General features: G+C 40.1%; 12 protein-coding genes and 1 pseudogene. 9 read left to right on the plus strand and 4 right to left on the minus strand.

Features of this window, described 5'->3' with window-relative positions; all coding sequences use genetic code 11:
• Positions 1-32 precede the first annotated feature (32 nt).
• Positions 33-1,076 (minus strand): GntR family transcriptional regulator, encoded by a 1,044-nt coding sequence (locus EKM81_RS06885; RefSeq protein ID WP_225420211.1) that lies wholly within the window; start codon positions 1,074-1,076, stop codon positions 33-35.
• A gap of 179 nt (positions 1,077-1,255) precedes the next feature.
• On the opposite strand from EKM81_RS06885, the gene EKM81_RS06890 reads away from it, so the two are divergent.
• The 4 genes from EKM81_RS06890 (at position 1,256) to EKM81_RS06905 (ending at position 7,754) form a co-directional block, all read left to right on the plus strand.
• A complete protein-coding gene (locus tag EKM81_RS06890; protein WP_125650171.1) occupies positions 1,256-2,548 on the plus strand; it encodes a glycoside hydrolase family 125 protein in 1,293 nt (430 codons plus the stop codon).
• Between the two features lie 927 nt (positions 2,549-3,475).
• Complete coding sequence (locus tag EKM81_RS06895) at positions 3,476-6,181, plus strand: alpha-mannosidase (protein WP_125650173.1); 2,706 nt, start codon at positions 3,476-3,478, stop codon at positions 6,179-6,181.
• 25 nt (positions 6,182-6,206) lie between these two features.
• On the plus strand, positions 6,207-7,073 hold the full coding sequence (locus EKM81_RS06900; protein WP_125650175.1) for an ROK family protein: 867 nt from the start codon (positions 6,207-6,209) through the stop codon (positions 7,071-7,073).
• Positions 7,074-7,589: 516 nt separating this feature from the next.
• Positions 7,590-7,754, plus strand: coding sequence for a hypothetical protein (locus EKM81_RS06905; RefSeq protein WP_164509242.1), 165 nt, complete (start codon positions 7,590-7,592; stop codon positions 7,752-7,754).
• Between the two features lie 154 nt (positions 7,755-7,908).
• Here EKM81_RS06905 and EKM81_RS11190 read toward each other — a convergent pair whose 3' ends face one another.
• A complete protein-coding gene (locus EKM81_RS11190; protein ID WP_164509243.1) occupies positions 7,909-8,067 on the minus strand; it encodes a hypothetical protein in 159 nt (52 codons plus the stop codon).
• Between the two features lie 368 nt (positions 8,068-8,435).
• On the opposite strand from EKM81_RS11190, the gene EKM81_RS11195 reads away from it, so the two are divergent.
• Positions 8,436-8,609 (plus strand): hypothetical protein, encoded by a 174-nt coding sequence (locus EKM81_RS11195; RefSeq protein WP_164509244.1) that lies wholly within the window; start codon positions 8,436-8,438, stop codon positions 8,607-8,609.
• A 200-nt stretch (positions 8,610-8,809) separates the two neighbouring features.
• Here the strand turns inward: EKM81_RS11195 and EKM81_RS06910 are convergent, their stop codons facing one another.
• A complete protein-coding gene (locus EKM81_RS06910; protein ID WP_125650179.1) occupies positions 8,810-9,610 on the minus strand; it encodes a MerR family transcriptional regulator in 801 nt (266 codons plus the stop codon).
• 111 nt (positions 9,611-9,721) lie between these two features.
• Here EKM81_RS06910 and EKM81_RS06915 point away from each other — a divergent pair, with 111 nt between their 5' ends.
• From EKM81_RS06915 to EKM81_RS06925, 3 genes and pseudogenes are all read left to right on the plus strand, one after another.
• Positions 9,722-10,396, plus strand: coding sequence for a DUF4097 family beta strand repeat-containing protein (locus EKM81_RS06915; protein WP_125650181.1), 675 nt, complete (start codon positions 9,722-9,724; stop codon positions 10,394-10,396).
• A 417-nt stretch (positions 10,397-10,813) separates the two neighbouring features.
• Complete coding sequence (locus EKM81_RS06920) at positions 10,814-12,253, plus strand: ATP-binding cassette domain-containing protein (RefSeq protein ID WP_164509245.1); 1,440 nt, start codon at positions 10,814-10,816, stop codon at positions 12,251-12,253.
• 362 nt (positions 12,254-12,615) lie between these two features.
• A pseudogene (locus tag EKM81_RS06925) lies at positions 12,616-12,812 on the plus strand (IS30 family transposase); the annotation flags it as partial.
• A gap of 606 nt (positions 12,813-13,418) precedes the next feature.
• Here the strand turns inward: EKM81_RS06925 and EKM81_RS06930 are convergent.
• On the minus strand, positions 13,419-14,417 hold the full coding sequence (locus EKM81_RS06930) for a hypothetical protein (RefSeq protein ID WP_125650187.1): 999 nt from the start codon (positions 14,415-14,417) through the stop codon (positions 13,419-13,421).
• A 194-nt stretch (positions 14,418-14,611) separates the two neighbouring features.
• Between EKM81_RS06930 and EKM81_RS06935 the strand changes: the two genes are divergently transcribed.
• Positions 14,612-15,481 carry a helix-turn-helix domain-containing protein gene (locus EKM81_RS06935; protein WP_164509247.1) on the plus strand — a complete coding sequence of 290 codons (870 nt, stop codon included), beginning with the start codon at positions 14,612-14,614 and terminating at the stop codon, positions 15,479-15,481.
• The last annotated feature ends 248 nt before the right edge of the window (positions 15,482-15,729 follow it).

A 15,729-nucleotide genomic window follows, 5' to 3' on the forward strand; every position in this document is an offset into this window, starting at 1 on the left:
TTTGTGTCATTAAAAGTCAGAAAATTAAATCGCTAGTTATTTTTCAGTAAATTAATTGACGCGCGAGGCGTTAGTTTAACGGGTACGGTAATCTGCTTTAAATCCGGATCGAAAGGATTTTCAATTCGTTCTTGTAAGAGGCCGGCTGCTTGACGACCAATCGTATGAAAATCCTGAGTAATGGTACTTAATTGTGGTGAGCTGCTAGCACTGCGGGTGATATTGTCAAAGCCGATGATCGAGAACTGCTGGGGAATCTGGACCCCATTTTTTTGCAAAAATGCCATTGTTGCTAATGCTAATAAATCATTTTCCGTCACAATACCAGTGACATGTGCCATTTCCAAGAAAGGTAGCAAATCTGCAAACTGATTAGTTGTTAGTTGGTGTGCCTGCTGAGGATCAACAGCGAACGTCAGATCTTGTTCAGCTAGAGCTTGTAAATATCCGAAATAACGTTGTGCAACCGAGGAATTCAATGATTGAGCAAAGTCACTTTGTGCTAAAAAAATAATCCGTTGGTGGTTATTATTGATCAGCGTTTGCGTGGCTAAATAACCACCCTGAGTATTATCAGCCACGACAGCAGAAATCGGCAGTCCAGTGGCCGTTTGGTCAAGTAAGACCAGTGGCATATGAGCCAACGTGTACTGCTGCAAGGTACTTAATTCAGTGGCAAGATTTTGCGGATAGTAGATGATGCCGTCAAAGTCAGCAGCAATTTTCGTTAAGGAAGTTTGCGCGAATTGATGATTATCAATGACCGTTAATGTTTGTTGCTGATTGGCCAAAACTGCGCGAATGCCAGTGATGTAATCCCCAAGGCCGGATTCTGGAGTAAAGGGAATGACTAATAAGATTTGCTTGGTCAAAGTACGTAGACGTAAGCCTCGACGAACAAAAGTACCACTCCCTTGGCGACGCTGGACCAAACCGATATTAGCTAGTTCCTGTAAAGCACGTTTGGAAGTGATTCTGCTAACATGATATTGCTTGGCCAGCTCGTTTTCTGAGGGGAGTTGCTGATTGGCCGGGTAAAAGCCTGACCAAATTTTAGTTTGCAGATCCTGAAAAATTGTCCAATATTTATTTTGATTTGCTGGCGTGAGTACTCGCCTCCTAGTTAACTAGTTGATATGACTTATAGTATATCATTTTGTAGAAAAAATAAACGCTTTTTTACGATTATAGGCTGTTTTTTGACCGCTTACATGATATACTTGGCTTGTAGAAAAATATATCAAGTGGTGATAAAATGACAAAATCTTATGTAACGCCAGCAGTGCGTGACTTTGTAGAAAAAATCAATCAATTATCGGGCACTGAACATCAGAATTTAGCAAAAATTTTTGATATTACTTTTACCAATACCCTTGAAACAACCCTTGAAGAAGATGAAAAAAACAATATTTTCGTATTAACTGGGGATATTCCTGCTATGTGGCAGCGAGACTCAACTGCACAGTTGCGGCCATATTTAGTGATGGCGCAAACTGACCCCGAAGTTGCCCAAGTTATTTTGAAAGTAGTCCAGCGACAATTTTTCAACATGAATTTGGACCCATACGCGAATGCGTTTAACTTAACTGGGAATAATCATGGTCATCAAACTGACAAAACTGCGATGGGACCGTGGATTTGGGAGCGGAAGTATGAATTGGATTCTTTATGCTATCCCGTGCAATTAGCCTATCTGTTGTACAAAAATACTGGCTTAACAGCTCAGTTTGATGCTACTTTTGTGGCCGCGGTCAAACAATTATTAGACGTGATTGCAACTGAACAGCACCATGAAGAGCAGTCAACTTATCGGTTCGAACGCACGGAAGATCGTCCCGAAGATACTTTGGAGAATGCTGGCTTGGGTAAGCCCGTCGGTTACACCGGCATGAGCTGGTCTGGCTTCCGGCCTAGTGATGACGCCTGTGTTTATGGCTATTTGGTACCTGCTAATATGTTTGCTGTCGTCATTCTGCGTTATCTCCACGAAATTTTCACGACGGTTTTAAATGAGCCAACATTAGCTCAAAAAGCGCAACAGTTGGCCATTGAAATTCAAACTGGGATTGAAAAGTATGGCACCACGACTAACCAAGCCGGTGAGAAAGTTTATGCTTACGAAGTTGATGGCCTAGGTCATGCAGTGATTATGGATGATGGGAATATTCCTAACTTAATGAGTGCACCTTACTTGGACTACCTAGCGATGGATGACCCAACATATCTGGCCACTCGAAAAACACTGTTAAGTCCTGAGAATCCTTATTATTATGCAGGTAAATATGGTCAAGGGCTGGGTAGCCCGCACACGCCGGAGAATTATATTTGGCCAATTGGCTTATCAATTCAAGGCCTAACCCAACCCGATCATGCCGAAAAGTTGCGGATTTTGGCGTTATTAGCCAATACTACCGCTGGCACTAACATGATGCATGAAGGCTTTGATGTTGAGAACCCAGCTAATTTCACCCGCGAATGGTTCTCATGGGCCAACATGATGTTCTGCGAATTGTTGATGGATTATTTAGGATTGCCAGTTAAAAAATAAGTGTAAACAAGATAATTTTAAGTTCTGAAACTAAAATTGTGCCAAGACTTCCCCAATTGAGGTTGGTGGTGGCTGGGCGATTTAGAGGGCGTGGAACGCTGTGGCCGTCGATTTGAGCTTATTGCTTTCAGCAACAATCTCAAATACGAGGCTTATTCTAAGCGATAAATCGCTAAGAATAATTTCACAGCTGACGCTAATCGCCCAGCCACCACCGGCGTAAACTAACTGAATGGATTACCACTGTTTAGAAAAACAGATTGTTGGTAACTAATAGTTTGGTTGACAAGTTTTTATGTGGCTGAAGAAATCGGCGTGTTACAAAGTTATGGATTGATTATCAGTCAGACTATTTTGGTTTTACTGTTCAAGCTTAATATCATTCTGTCAGAGTTGAGTAACTCCACAATGTTTGCCTCAATCACTAACCATCGTGAAGGACACTACCTCAATTCCAGACAGAATGGAGGGCGTGGTTGTCAGTTGCCAAATTTGTCTTATTGCTTTAGCAATTAGACAAAGGCTCGTATTTGAAACAATTGTGGTTTTCAATTGGTTCGAATCGATACCGGCCGCGTTCCACAACCAGCAAGCCCGCAATGGAGTCGTAACCAGTTCTGTTTCAAAACCGAATTTTCGTTTTATCTTTAATGATTTTGAATCGTGTTCGGAGCGGTAAATGACTAGGTACAATTTAAATATTCACACGATCTGGTTACACCAGCTCATGCAAATATTTGAAATTGTACTACGCCAAAAAATCACCGCTCCTCGCAACTTGCGTAATCGTGTTCGAGGTGCTAAATGGCTATAGCCAACTTAAATATCTGCTCGATCTGGTTGCACCAGCTCAATCAGATATTTGAAGTTAGCTTACGCCAAAAGACCAGCACCTCTCACAACTTGTTTATTAAGGAGATATAAATCATGGCAAAGAAGAGAGTTTTTGTGATTTCCCATAGTCATTGGGATCGTGAATGGTATATGCCGTTTGAGAAGCATCATTTGCGTTTGGTGAAGTTACTGGATGAAGTGTTAGATTTGATCGACACTGATCCGAAGTTCAATAGTTTTCAGCTTGATGGTCAGGCCATTATTATTGATGATTATTTGGCAATTCGTCCTGAAAATGAAGGACGAATTAAAAAGGCGATTGCTGCTGGTAAGTTACGCGTCGGACCGTTTTATGTTTTGCAGGATGATTTTTTGATCAGTCCTGAAGCTCACGTCAAAGATTTCCAAATTGGTCGGCAAACCGCTGAAAAATACGGGCCGATGATGGGGATTGGTTATTTTCCTGATACTTTTGGCAACATGGGTCAAACGCCGCAAATGTTGCACTTGGCTGATTTAGATGCCGTTGCTTTCGGCCGTGGTGTTAAGCCAACTGGGTTGAACAACCAAGTTTCTGAAGGTGCTTTTGACTCGTCCTTCTCCGAGATGACTTGGTCGGGCCCTGATAAGAGTGAAGTGTTGGGTATTCTGTTTGCCAACTGGTACAACAATGGAAATGAAATTCCCGTTGATCGTAAAGAAGCCAAGGCTTATTGGACCAAGAAGTTGGCCGACGTTGAGAAATACGCCTCAACTGATAATTTGTTAATGATGAATGGTGTCGATCATCAGCCGGTTCAAAAAGACGTGACTAAGGCGCTAGAAGTCGCTCAAGAGCTCTTCCCAGACTATGAATTCATTCATTCTAATTTTGATGATTATTTGGCTGCAGTCAAAGCTGATTTGCCTGATAATTTAAGTGAAGTCAAAGGCGAATTAACTTCTCAAGAGACTGATGGCTGGTATACATTGACCAACACTGCTTCATCACGAATTTATTTGAAGCAAAAAAATACGCAAGTTCAACAAGAATTGATCAATGAAGCCACTCAATTGGCAGCAATTTTCTTGCCAGCTGATCAATACCCGCAAGATCAATTAACTTATGCATGGAAATTATTGTTACAAAATGATATTCATGACAGTATCACTGGCTGTTCAGTTGATGAAGTTCATCGGGAAATGATGACTCGTTTCGAAAAGGTTGAGGCGATTGCCCAATCAATTCGTGAGGATGCCGAAGCCGCTATGGCAGCACGCATTAAAACTGACGATTTTGCCAAGGACAGTTATCCATTCGTCGTGATTAATGCTAGTGATGTTGCCAAAACTGGTACCGTAACTGCCGAAGTTGAATTAGACCGAGCCTTATTTAGCGACGGTCGTCCTGACGCCCAATTTGCTAAGATGCAATTAGGCAAACAAGAAAACCGCAACTTCAAGATTGTCGATGCCACTGGCAAACAAGCCGAAGGTCGCGTGACTGGTTTTACAACTCGCTTTGGTGCTGATTTACCGAAGGATCGTTTCCGGGTGCCTTATATGGCGCTCTACGCTGAAGTCGAAGTACATGTTGCTGCCTTGCCAGCCTTTTCGTGGCAAACTTTGGCCCTAAAATCAGTGGCCACTCCACGGATGTACGCCGACCAAGACCAAACGCATTTGTTGACCGACAATAATGTTTTAGAAAATGACTGGATCAAGGCAACCATCTCACCAGTTGATGGCAGCTTAACTATTGTCGACAAACCAAATCAACGTATTTATACGCGCCAAGCTGTTTTTGAAGATGTGGGCGATATGGGTAACGAATATATCTTTAAAGAAACAGCTGATCAGCGGCGAATTTATTCCACTGACCAAGCCCCAGAAATTCATGTTGTCGAGAATTCTAGCCAGCGAGCAATTGTTGAAGTCATTTCCACGTTACAAATTCCTAAGGCGGCTTCAGCACAATTGGACTATGAACAACGAGCCGTGATTGACATTACTCACCGTCAAGCAACTCGCAGCGATGAAACGATTGCACTACAATTACACACATTCATCACCCTTGAAAAAGGTGCCCGCCAATTAGACTTCAAAGTTAGTTACGATAATCAAGCCACCAACCATCGTTTACGAGTGCTATTCCCAACTCAAATCAAAGCCGCAACTCATCAAGCAGAATCAATTTTCGAAGTGGTTGAACGACCTAACGTACCAAGTAAGGAATGGGAAAACCCAACGAATCCGCAACGGCAACAAGCGTTTGTTAATTTACACGATGACCAAGGTGGCGTGACCGTTGCCAACTATGGCTTAAATGAATACGAAATTTTACCAGCAGATGGTACGATTGCGGTCACCATGTTACGTTGCATCGGCGAATTAGGTGACTGGGGTTACTTCTTAACACCAGAAGCACAATGCCAAGGTGCGCAAACGGCTCACTTTGCCTTGTTATTCCACGGTGCTAGCGAAGCTGATCGTAATGCGACTTATCAATTGGCTCGTGCTTGGCAAACACCAATTTTGACCAAAGATTTAGGACATCATGCTGGTGATTTAGCCACCGCTGGACAATGGCTCCAAGTTAAATCTGCCGATCAAGCTTTCGTGGTGACTGGGATTGAACGGGATGCTAAGGCGCAATTGATTGTTCGGGGCTACAACTTAAGCAAGGATGCGAAGACAATTAGTGTCGCTCATGATCAAATGGCCGCCGAAGTAGTCAACTTCTTAAGTGAACCAACTAAAGTCGCGGCTGACCAAGCTTTACGCGGTGCAGAAATTCGTAGTTATCGATTTGATAAATAATTAGAACAGCAAGGGAAGGATTTAAATGGCACATTTATTAGGTGGAATTGAAGCTGGCGGCACGAAGTTTGTCTGTGCGGTTGGCGATGAAGACGGTAATGTTCAAGCACGGATCAAGTTTCCCACGACCACGCCTGAGGAAACAATTGCCCAAGTTTTTGCATTCTTCGACCAATATCAGATTGAAGCTTTAGGCATTGGTTCTTTTGGCCCGATTGATATTAATCCAGATTCAGCCACATATGGCTATATTACTGACACGCCTAAGTTGGCTTGGAAGAATTATAATTTCTTAGGCGCGTTGCGTGATCATTATCAGATTCCGTTTGTTTGGACAACTGACGTGAACGTAGCTGCTTACGGCGAATATAAAAAAGGCGCCGGTATTGGTAAAAAGAATATTCTCTACGTGACCGTTGGTACTGGTGTCGGCGTCGGGTACATTTCTCACGGCGAACTTTATAGTGGCCGCAGTCATCCTGAGGGTGGTCATATTCTGATGCATCGAGTTGAGGGTGATGATTTTGCTGGGGTTTGTCCTTATCATGGCGATTGTTTGGAAGGTATTGCTGCTGGCCCCGCCGTTGAAAAGCGGACTGGTAAAAAAGGTTACGAGTTAACCCCAACTGATGACTGCTGGCAAAAAGAAGCCTATTACTTGGCCCAAGCTTGCATGACCTACACCTTGACCTTCTCACCAGATATTATTATTTTCGGTGGCGGCGTTATGAAACAAAGCCAATTGTTCCCAATGATCCGCACTGAATTTTTGAAGCTGATGAATGATTACGTTCGTGTTCCAGACTTGGATCAATATATCGTTCATGTGGCGCTAGGTGACGATGCTGGTATTACTGGTAGTTTGTTAGCAGCGGCAACTGTACTGGCTTAATCAGCCAGTCAGCTGGGAAAAATGCGTCAGTAGTTATTTCTCTTTTTGAACTAGCATATCCATGCTAAGATTTAAACGCTGATCTTTAACTTGGCATTATTAGTGATTGATGTTACAATGATAATGTAAAGCCGATTCAAACATTAATTGCACCAAAGCCCGCAACTACTGTCGATAGTTGCGGGCTTTTTTATACATTTATGTCATTAATAAACGGGTGCGCTGAGGAGCCTTGCCGATGTTACTTCCGGTGATCATCGTCCAGCCAACGATTGAATAGCGCCAAGAAGACGCCCACTAGAATTTGGATAAAAGCCAATTCAAACATGATAATTGCACCTCGATTCTGTTGATGATTTTGTCAACAGATGACAAGGCAACAACTCTATTATGACATAATAAATCCACTATTTGTGAATAATATTTTAAATACTTTAAGGCTGTTTTGCGTATTTATTAGGATTAGTGCACACGTATTTAACGTTTCTTTTGGCGCCGTCGCCAACTACTTTTCATTTGTCGAGGAAGGACTACAAGCTGCTGAGTGCTGATGAAAATGCTAAGTTTGAAAAAAATATTGCTGCTGGCAATAAACGGAATGCTTTGTTAGTGGGTGTAACTTTTTTGGCCGAATGGTTGAAACGGCGCCGGGCAATCGTTAAAATGTCGAAAGATGTTTAATCATACAAATTTATGTTACAATGAAGGCAGCTAAAAAGAGCAACGTGCTGTCAACACGTTGCTCCCTGATGTTCGATTGTTGACTCGCTTGTACAACGATCGGCGCAAGTCAGAAACTTACAGGTTCTAAATTTCTAAACCGTCCGCCGACGGTTTATTTTTTTTGGTAAATAAGCTTAATTATCTCGACAATCGTCTTCATTAGCGCACCAGATGTAACAGTTGCTACATAACCAATCAAAAATAAGCTGGCTATTTGCATGGTCACTGGTAAGTCCTTTAGCGCCTTGAAGATTTCCGCAAGATACTTCAAGGAACAGTTAACCTCAGAAATCAAGTCAGCTGTCCATCAGGTACCCAAGTCTATTATTAACCATAGGCAACACCTCACAATTTAGTTTAATGCGCCTACCGTTGTACTCAACAATCTTACCATTCAGTATAACAAGTATTAGAGACAAATGATATGTATTGAGCAATTACTGCTGGCTATGATATTATAAAATTGAATAAGATAGTGGTTGCATATTGGCGGTAGAGTGGCTGACACACGACATCTCGAAAAAAGTGTGCAGTGGGCCAAGTTTATTGCACTTTCTTATGGGCCAAGTTTCGAAATTAATCACTAAAATAATCTGTTGGAAAACATCAGTGTTGTCATCATCGGAAGGGAGTACTAGTATGAAAAAACGGATTAAATTAATTTTGGCAGTTACTTTGGTAGCGCTGGTTTTTGGCTTCTTAGCAATTCTAGTGTCAAAACTTACTAATGATTACGTGAAATTTATTCTTCTTTTCGGCATCATTCTGATTGGCCAATATCTAGGTAGCAAAATTGGTCAAAAAATAAGCTAGCCCATTATTATCACTATTTTAATGTTGGTAACTCAAAACTGGTACACTTTCTTAAGTTCGTATTTAAAAACTGTTTCTGTAAGTACAAAACAGTGAAAGGTAGAAAACAATCAACCCAAACGATTCAAAACAAGTGGTGAAACTATTTAAGAATTGTAGTTCATATACTGTTGTGTCGAATAAGACATGGAGCCGTGATGCTAATCTGCCTTGATTGCCGATTTGCCCACGTAAATTTGAATCTGGTAATGCCACTGTAAAATACCAGAAATCATGATTTGTTGCACGATGAACTGTGGTTGACTGCCGTACTTATCTTGAGCAATTTGGCTAAGCTTAGCGATTGTTTCAAGGCGATTTTCTGCGGTGCAATTGGCACATAAGTAATTTCCTGCCGGCAGGGTTTTGAGTTCAGGGATATTTGGATAGTTGAGGCAAACAGCAAACATGCTGCTGACGTTATTTTCAGTGTAGATACCAGCAATCTCGGCAAAGGAAAACTGCTCTTTTTGTTGTGGCGGGAGTTGGGCGTAGAAGTTATCTAAGTAATGCCACAAATTATCGACCGTGGGTGTCTTCAAGGTATCAGATAGTAGAATGACACGCAGGACCAGCTGTTTGACATTGATGCCAGTGGCGGAACTGCGAGCGCGCAGACTTTTTTCGTAATCCTGTTTAGCACGTTGAATTTTTTTCTTACTATCTTTCAGGTCGGCCATTTTTTGGTCGGCTTTTTTTTCGGCGTTGTTCAGGAAGACAATAATTTGTTCAAGGTCGGTAAATTCGAGGACTTGTTTGATTTTATGTAAAGGCAGATCCATTTGTTTCAAAGCTAAGACCGTGTTGATGCGGACGATATCTTGCTTGGTGTAATAGCGATAGTTGGTGAGATTATCTTTTTTGCTAGGTTTCACTAGACCAATGCGGTCATAATAACGCAAAGTTTCAATGGTCGTTTGGACTTTTTTGGCAGTTTCGCCGATTGAAAAATATTTTCCCATGATTTACTCCTTGACCCTTGTGTTACCCAAGGGTTCATAATCGTTATATCATGTGGCGTCATCTAAATCAATCGCATGATAAACGGACTGTAATCGTTGGAGGAGAGCATAATGAAGAAAACAATTACCATACTAGTGAGTTTCATGAGTCTTATTCTGGGTAGTGTGCTGCTAGCTGGCTGTACAAATAATAGTGAGAATTTTACTGAAAGGGATTATCACGCCAGTAATAAAGCGGTAACCAGTGTCAAGTTGGACGTGCGTGATCGCCAAATTAAGGTCGTGCCCTCAGTTGATCAGCAAATTCATATTGCCTATTCAGAAAGTGACCAAGAATATTACAAAATTGCCGTGTCGGCGCAACACACACTGACAATGACTTCAGCCAGCAATAAAAAATGGACTGATTATATCGGCCTTAAAACTGCGGCGAAATCACGCAAAATAGTTCTGCAGGTTCCTAATAAGTTACTAACCACCCTTAAAATAACAACCAACAATAGTAATCTTAAACTGGCACCATTAACTGTTAAGAGGAACATTTCATTATCTACTCAGAATGGCAATCTTACTTTTGATAAATTAAACGCTGGTAAGGCCATTAAACTCCAAGCCAAGAATGGCAATATCACCGGCTCAGTGCTTGGCAGTTATGACGATTATGCAATTACGACCACCATTAAAAAAGGTAACAGTAATCTGCCCGCCAATAAAAAAGGTGGTGTCAAAAAATTAATTGTTGCCAATAATAATGGGAATATTGATGTTGAGCTTGTTAAAAAGTGAAGGAACTAGATGCCCCATTTTACGAGGAGTATTTTAAAGAGCTCGTGAATGATTATTTACAGGAATCATAAAATAATCTGACAGTAATCTTTTTTAGGGTAGCGTGTTAGAAATAAAATTTGGCAATCGGAAAATATAATCATGGTCTTGTCAGAGTCTTTAACTTAGTTCATAATCGAACTCATGGTAATCATTTAAATAAGTGCCGTTGTCGGCTAGCGTTGCGTGTTTTATGGATGACGCTTTTGCAAACAATTTAAAATTGTTCTCATAAAAGTACCCGAATAAATTTTGGGTAGCAACGAGGGGATAGTGGCACTTCAGCTGGGCGATTTATCGCTCATATAAAAGTAGGATCTCAAAATGATTGAGGCCTATTTTTTGTGTTCCAAAAATGATACCAGTGGAGGACAGCTAATGTCTTTATGGAAATGTATTTGTAAGCAACCTAAATTGAATTTGGTAGTTTTATTTTGGCAAGTTGTTGGGGCAGTTTGTGTGACTGTAAATGGTCTTGGTAATGCGAATCTTGTTTCGAGTATTGTTAAATTAGATCGGTCGGCTGTTATCTTTTGGCTAATTGTCGTGTTGGTTGCCAATATCAGTTGGGGATGCCAAATTAAAGAAAATCGGATTTGGACCGAACGAGCGATGCAAGCGATGGACGCTGATATTCGCTTGCAGATCACCACGCAATTGGCGGCGACTGATTATGCCACTTATCATCAAACGGCGACAGCAACGTATGTCTCGTGGCTAACGAATGATATTGCGACTATTAATGATTATGGTTTTGAAACATTGGTGCTGGTGATTTACCAAGCGCTGATTATTACTATGAGTGTTGGCGCCTTGATTCATTTTCATTATTCGCTGATTGTGACAGTGGGCGTCTTATTGTTGTTGATGAGTATTGTGCCGCAGCTGTTTACTAAAAGGATGAATCAGGCGACGTTAACCATGAGCCAGGCGACTGAGAAGTTCACTAGTCAAATGACGGATTTGTTGGCGGGATTTGATGAGTTATTACAATTGAATCAGCCAATCATCATTCAACGACTAACTAGCAAGGCAACCGACAAACTAGCTCATGCTAAAATTAACCAGGCTCGAGTTGACGGTACAATGATGGGTACTTCTAATTTAGTTAGTTTGGTCAGTCAAGTGGTGGTTATGGGCCAGGCTTGTCTGTTATTCTTTGTTAAATTAGTACCAGTTGGCGCCATTAGTGGTGCTCAGTATTTTGCGGCAACTATTTTTGCAAATTTGACGGGCTTGATGGCCAATCTCGTTGAGATGAAAACAGTTAGGCCGATTTTTGCTAAGTATCAGCTACCAGCAGTGGCTGATACTTTAGCGCCACATCTGATGACAACTGAGGGAAAATTGCAGTTGACTGACCTTAATTATTGCTATCCTGCTAATCCACAAACGTCAATTTTACAGCGCTTTTCTTGGCAACTGCAATTTGGTAAGAAGTACGCCGTGACTGGCCCGTCTGGTTGTGGCAAAAGTACGCTATTGAATATTATTGCCGGGCGGTTAGCAACTTATACTGGTCAAGGCAGCTATGATCAGCAGGATTATCGGCAGCTCTCACCAGCAGCAATCCGCCAAGAAATAGTCTATCTCAGTCAAACCCCACATATTTTCTCTGCCAGTTTATTATTTAACATTACCTTAGGCCAAGTTGTTGACGCACAACGATTAAACGAGGCGCTGGCTTTTAGTGGCTTGAAGCAAATGACCACTGTTTTCCCTGCTGGCGTTCAAACCTTGATCGAACAATCTGGCCAGCAGCTATCTGGTGGTCAGCGTGAACAAATTGCGTTAGCCCGGGGTTATTATTTGAATTGAAAAATTTGGCTAGTTGATGAAGCCACAGCGTCGCTTGATTCACAGGCGGCTCGGGAAATTGAAACAGCGTTGCTGCAATTAAATGATGTGACTCTAGTAGTAGTCAGTCATCACTTTGCTCGAACTGATTTTACGGAATTAGTTGATCAAGTTATTGATTTAGGCTAGCGATGATAATCAAGCTATTAGTCTAATTATTAATCAGGATTTTTTTATTACTTGCAACTTTGTTAGTGATTAAAAATTTGATGAATGAACCAAGTGATTTAAATATAGACACTAAAAAGACCATGAAGACCTATTCTTATAGTTACCACACCAATAAGAATAGAGATGTCTTCATGACCCTTAACTAGAATACCATGCTTAGTCACTACCAACAACTTCAATCTTATGAACGCGGTTTGATTATGGCCTGTCAGGTTACTCGTGAGCCGCATCGTGGTCCTAGCACTATTAGTCGTGAATTAAATCGTGGCACGATTCGTCAAATTGGCCCTAATCATAAGCCTTTTGAAGCTTACTTTGCGGAGACTGCCAAACTGTTCATAACAATGATTAAGCCAACTCCCATGCCATTAGCTGGTTAATCAAGGCACCTGTGTTCTTCCAACAATAGGTTATGGGTTATTGAATTTCCAACCAAGGAGCAGCTAGCGCCTTATTTACCATAGTCTTAACTCTGACAACCTGTCGATAATTGTCCCAAATTAAAATCATCATGTCTCTGATAACATATCAGAAGCATGATGATTTTTTTTAATACGGTGAGTTATTTACTGCATACAGTATATTGATCTTTAAACTGTCTTGTCAACTGCAAACAAAGCGTCCAACCAAGAAATTTGATTGAGCGCTTTGTTTCATAGACATGCTTATCTTAAATACTAATGCTGATTTTTCAATCTAATTTTTAATGTCTCTAGCCTATCTATCATCATTTGTTCGTTGCGTGACAATATTGGTAAACCAATAGGCACTAATTAATCCTACGCCTATAACAACTATGTCAACGACTAGTAACTAGCCTGGATTCCCTCCAGAATAAATAAATCCCGCTAGATCTCTAAGATACGGCCACATAAATAGCACATTGATTATAAATTGCATACACCAAATAATTCTTTTTTTCACTCTATTTTTAATCTTGAACATAATTTAAATACTACTCAAAACTAGGTGCATTATTATCATGATCCAGTAAATATTTAAAATAACTTGGTAATCGGAAAATTGAGTTATTTCCAACTTGCTCAATGGACATTTTCTTTTCAAATCTTTCTCCTGGCAATAATGTCTGTGTTAAATCACCGGCATATTTCAAATACTCATCTGATTCTGTACTATTAAAATATATTTTCGTTTCATTATTTTCAGCATCATATTCAACTTGTTTAATGACGTCATTTACTACTACTTGGTCTCCTGGAACATAGTCCTTCATTGAAAGCACTACAGAACCATTGTCGTAAGACTCCATAAAAAGTTCATGCACATTAAGCTCTGTTTTATGAGTCTGATCTGAAACATTATTAGCCCACGTTGGTGTTACCATTTCTCCATAACCTGCTGAATACGAAGTCTGACCACCATTGATTTCTGAGTCTTGCTGAATAGTGTCTTCAATTAGACTTAAGGAGCGTGTCCCAAATGTACTGTTGGCTGAATCATATCGATACGCAATATAAGGGGCTAATTTTAGTTTTGAGTTAGCGACGAACTGTGCCTTATACGTCCCAATTAATCCGAATTTAAAGCCTCGATAGACACCAGGGGTAATTGATGTATTGATTGTATAATTCCCATGCGGGTTAAGAACAAGTAATGAGTATTTGCGTCCTAAATTTAGTAAATCGGCCTGTGCATATAGTGCAAGTGAATGAGCGGTGGACTGTGAAGTAACATTATACATAGCACTTGCTCCATATTTACTGCCATTCAATTCAATTGAACCTGGTGTTACCGTTTGCCCATATGCTCCACTACTCAAAGATGCCGGAATATTGTAAACAGCAGAAGATCCTTTTTTTAAAACTGCCCAAACCATTTTACCCCAAAGAACTGAAGCCGCTTGTACCTTTCTTTGTGTTCCCGTCATTGAAAATGCTCCAAGCAATGCAACCGCTACCGTAATAGATGTTAACACCTTTTTACCCTTTTTCATTATTAATTCCTCCAGTCTACATTTAAAATCAAGTCAAATCCCACATACTTACTACCGCGGAATCATGATATGCCAAAACGTTTTAATATCTGCCATATTCATTTGAATGCCTCCTCTTATTTAACTATAATAATTATATAAGTAATAAAACGGTTACATTTCGAAATGAGATGAATTGTCCCATAATTAAAAGTTTGGAGGTAATTCAAATAGAACATTATCAGATAATCAAGCAATTAAGAGAAGAACGGGGATTGTCCCAATCATTTCTTGCAGAAGGATTAACTACACGAGAAGCAGTTTCTAAATTTGAACGTAGGGGAACCAAAATATCTGCTGAAACATTGTTCTGGTTTTTGGAAAAGATGAACATCACACTAGAAGAGTATTATCACATCTGTTCCAATGGCATTCTGCCCAAAAAACAACAAATAATCGTTGATGGTTACAAGCACTTATCTACTTACTCTTCTCTTCAGACTCTACTTACGGATTTGTCAAACCTAAGTTGTGGAACCAACGATCCATTTTATCGGTTATTGATTGTTCAGTTCCGTTCACTTTATTACTGGTTAAAGAATGATTTAGTAAATGACAACTATATTGATAACGATCGACAAGAAATACAACATTACTTGAATGGCATTGATACATGGGGACGATTTGAACTTTCGTTATTCAACAATTTACTATTTCTATTTGACAGCGATTACATTACAGCCACCTACAAGCGAACAATAACTAAATTGATGAGCTATGAAAACATCATATATTATAGAAATGATATTACTGGATTCATGTCAAACGCACTTTTTATTTTTTGGCAGCGTAATGATTATCAGTATATGAAGAGCATTATTTCAGACTTACAATTGCTCACTAAAGATGAAGACTATTGTTTTTACAAGATCACTTGCAAAACATTTGAAAAAATATACCAAGCGCAAAATGATTTAAATCTTGAGGATTTGAAAACTGAGTTTGATATTCTAAATTACCTGGGCTATGAGTCCACAGTAAATGACTATTATACCGCCTATAATATTGCAAAAAGCAAACCTTAATGTGTTTGCTTTTTGCAATATTTTTATAGAAAAAGTGTTCCATTTTAACTAAAGAAAAACAAAATAAGGCAGCAAGATCTTCATGAAGAAGAATCTGCTGCCGTATTTTTTTTGGCTCTTCGTCAACTGAAGTTGATAGAATATTTTCTAAGTAGTTAGACTAAAATTGGTCTAGCTGCTTTTTTCTATGCACATTTTATCTTTCGTGGTTCATGTAGCCACAGTATTTCTAATTTAATTCGATTAAT

Origin of the sequence: Lapidilactobacillus gannanensis (genome assembly GCF_003946675.1) — a bacterium.
GTDB classification, from domain to species: domain Bacteria; phylum Bacillota; class Bacilli; order Lactobacillales; family Lactobacillaceae; genus Lapidilactobacillus; species Lapidilactobacillus gannanensis.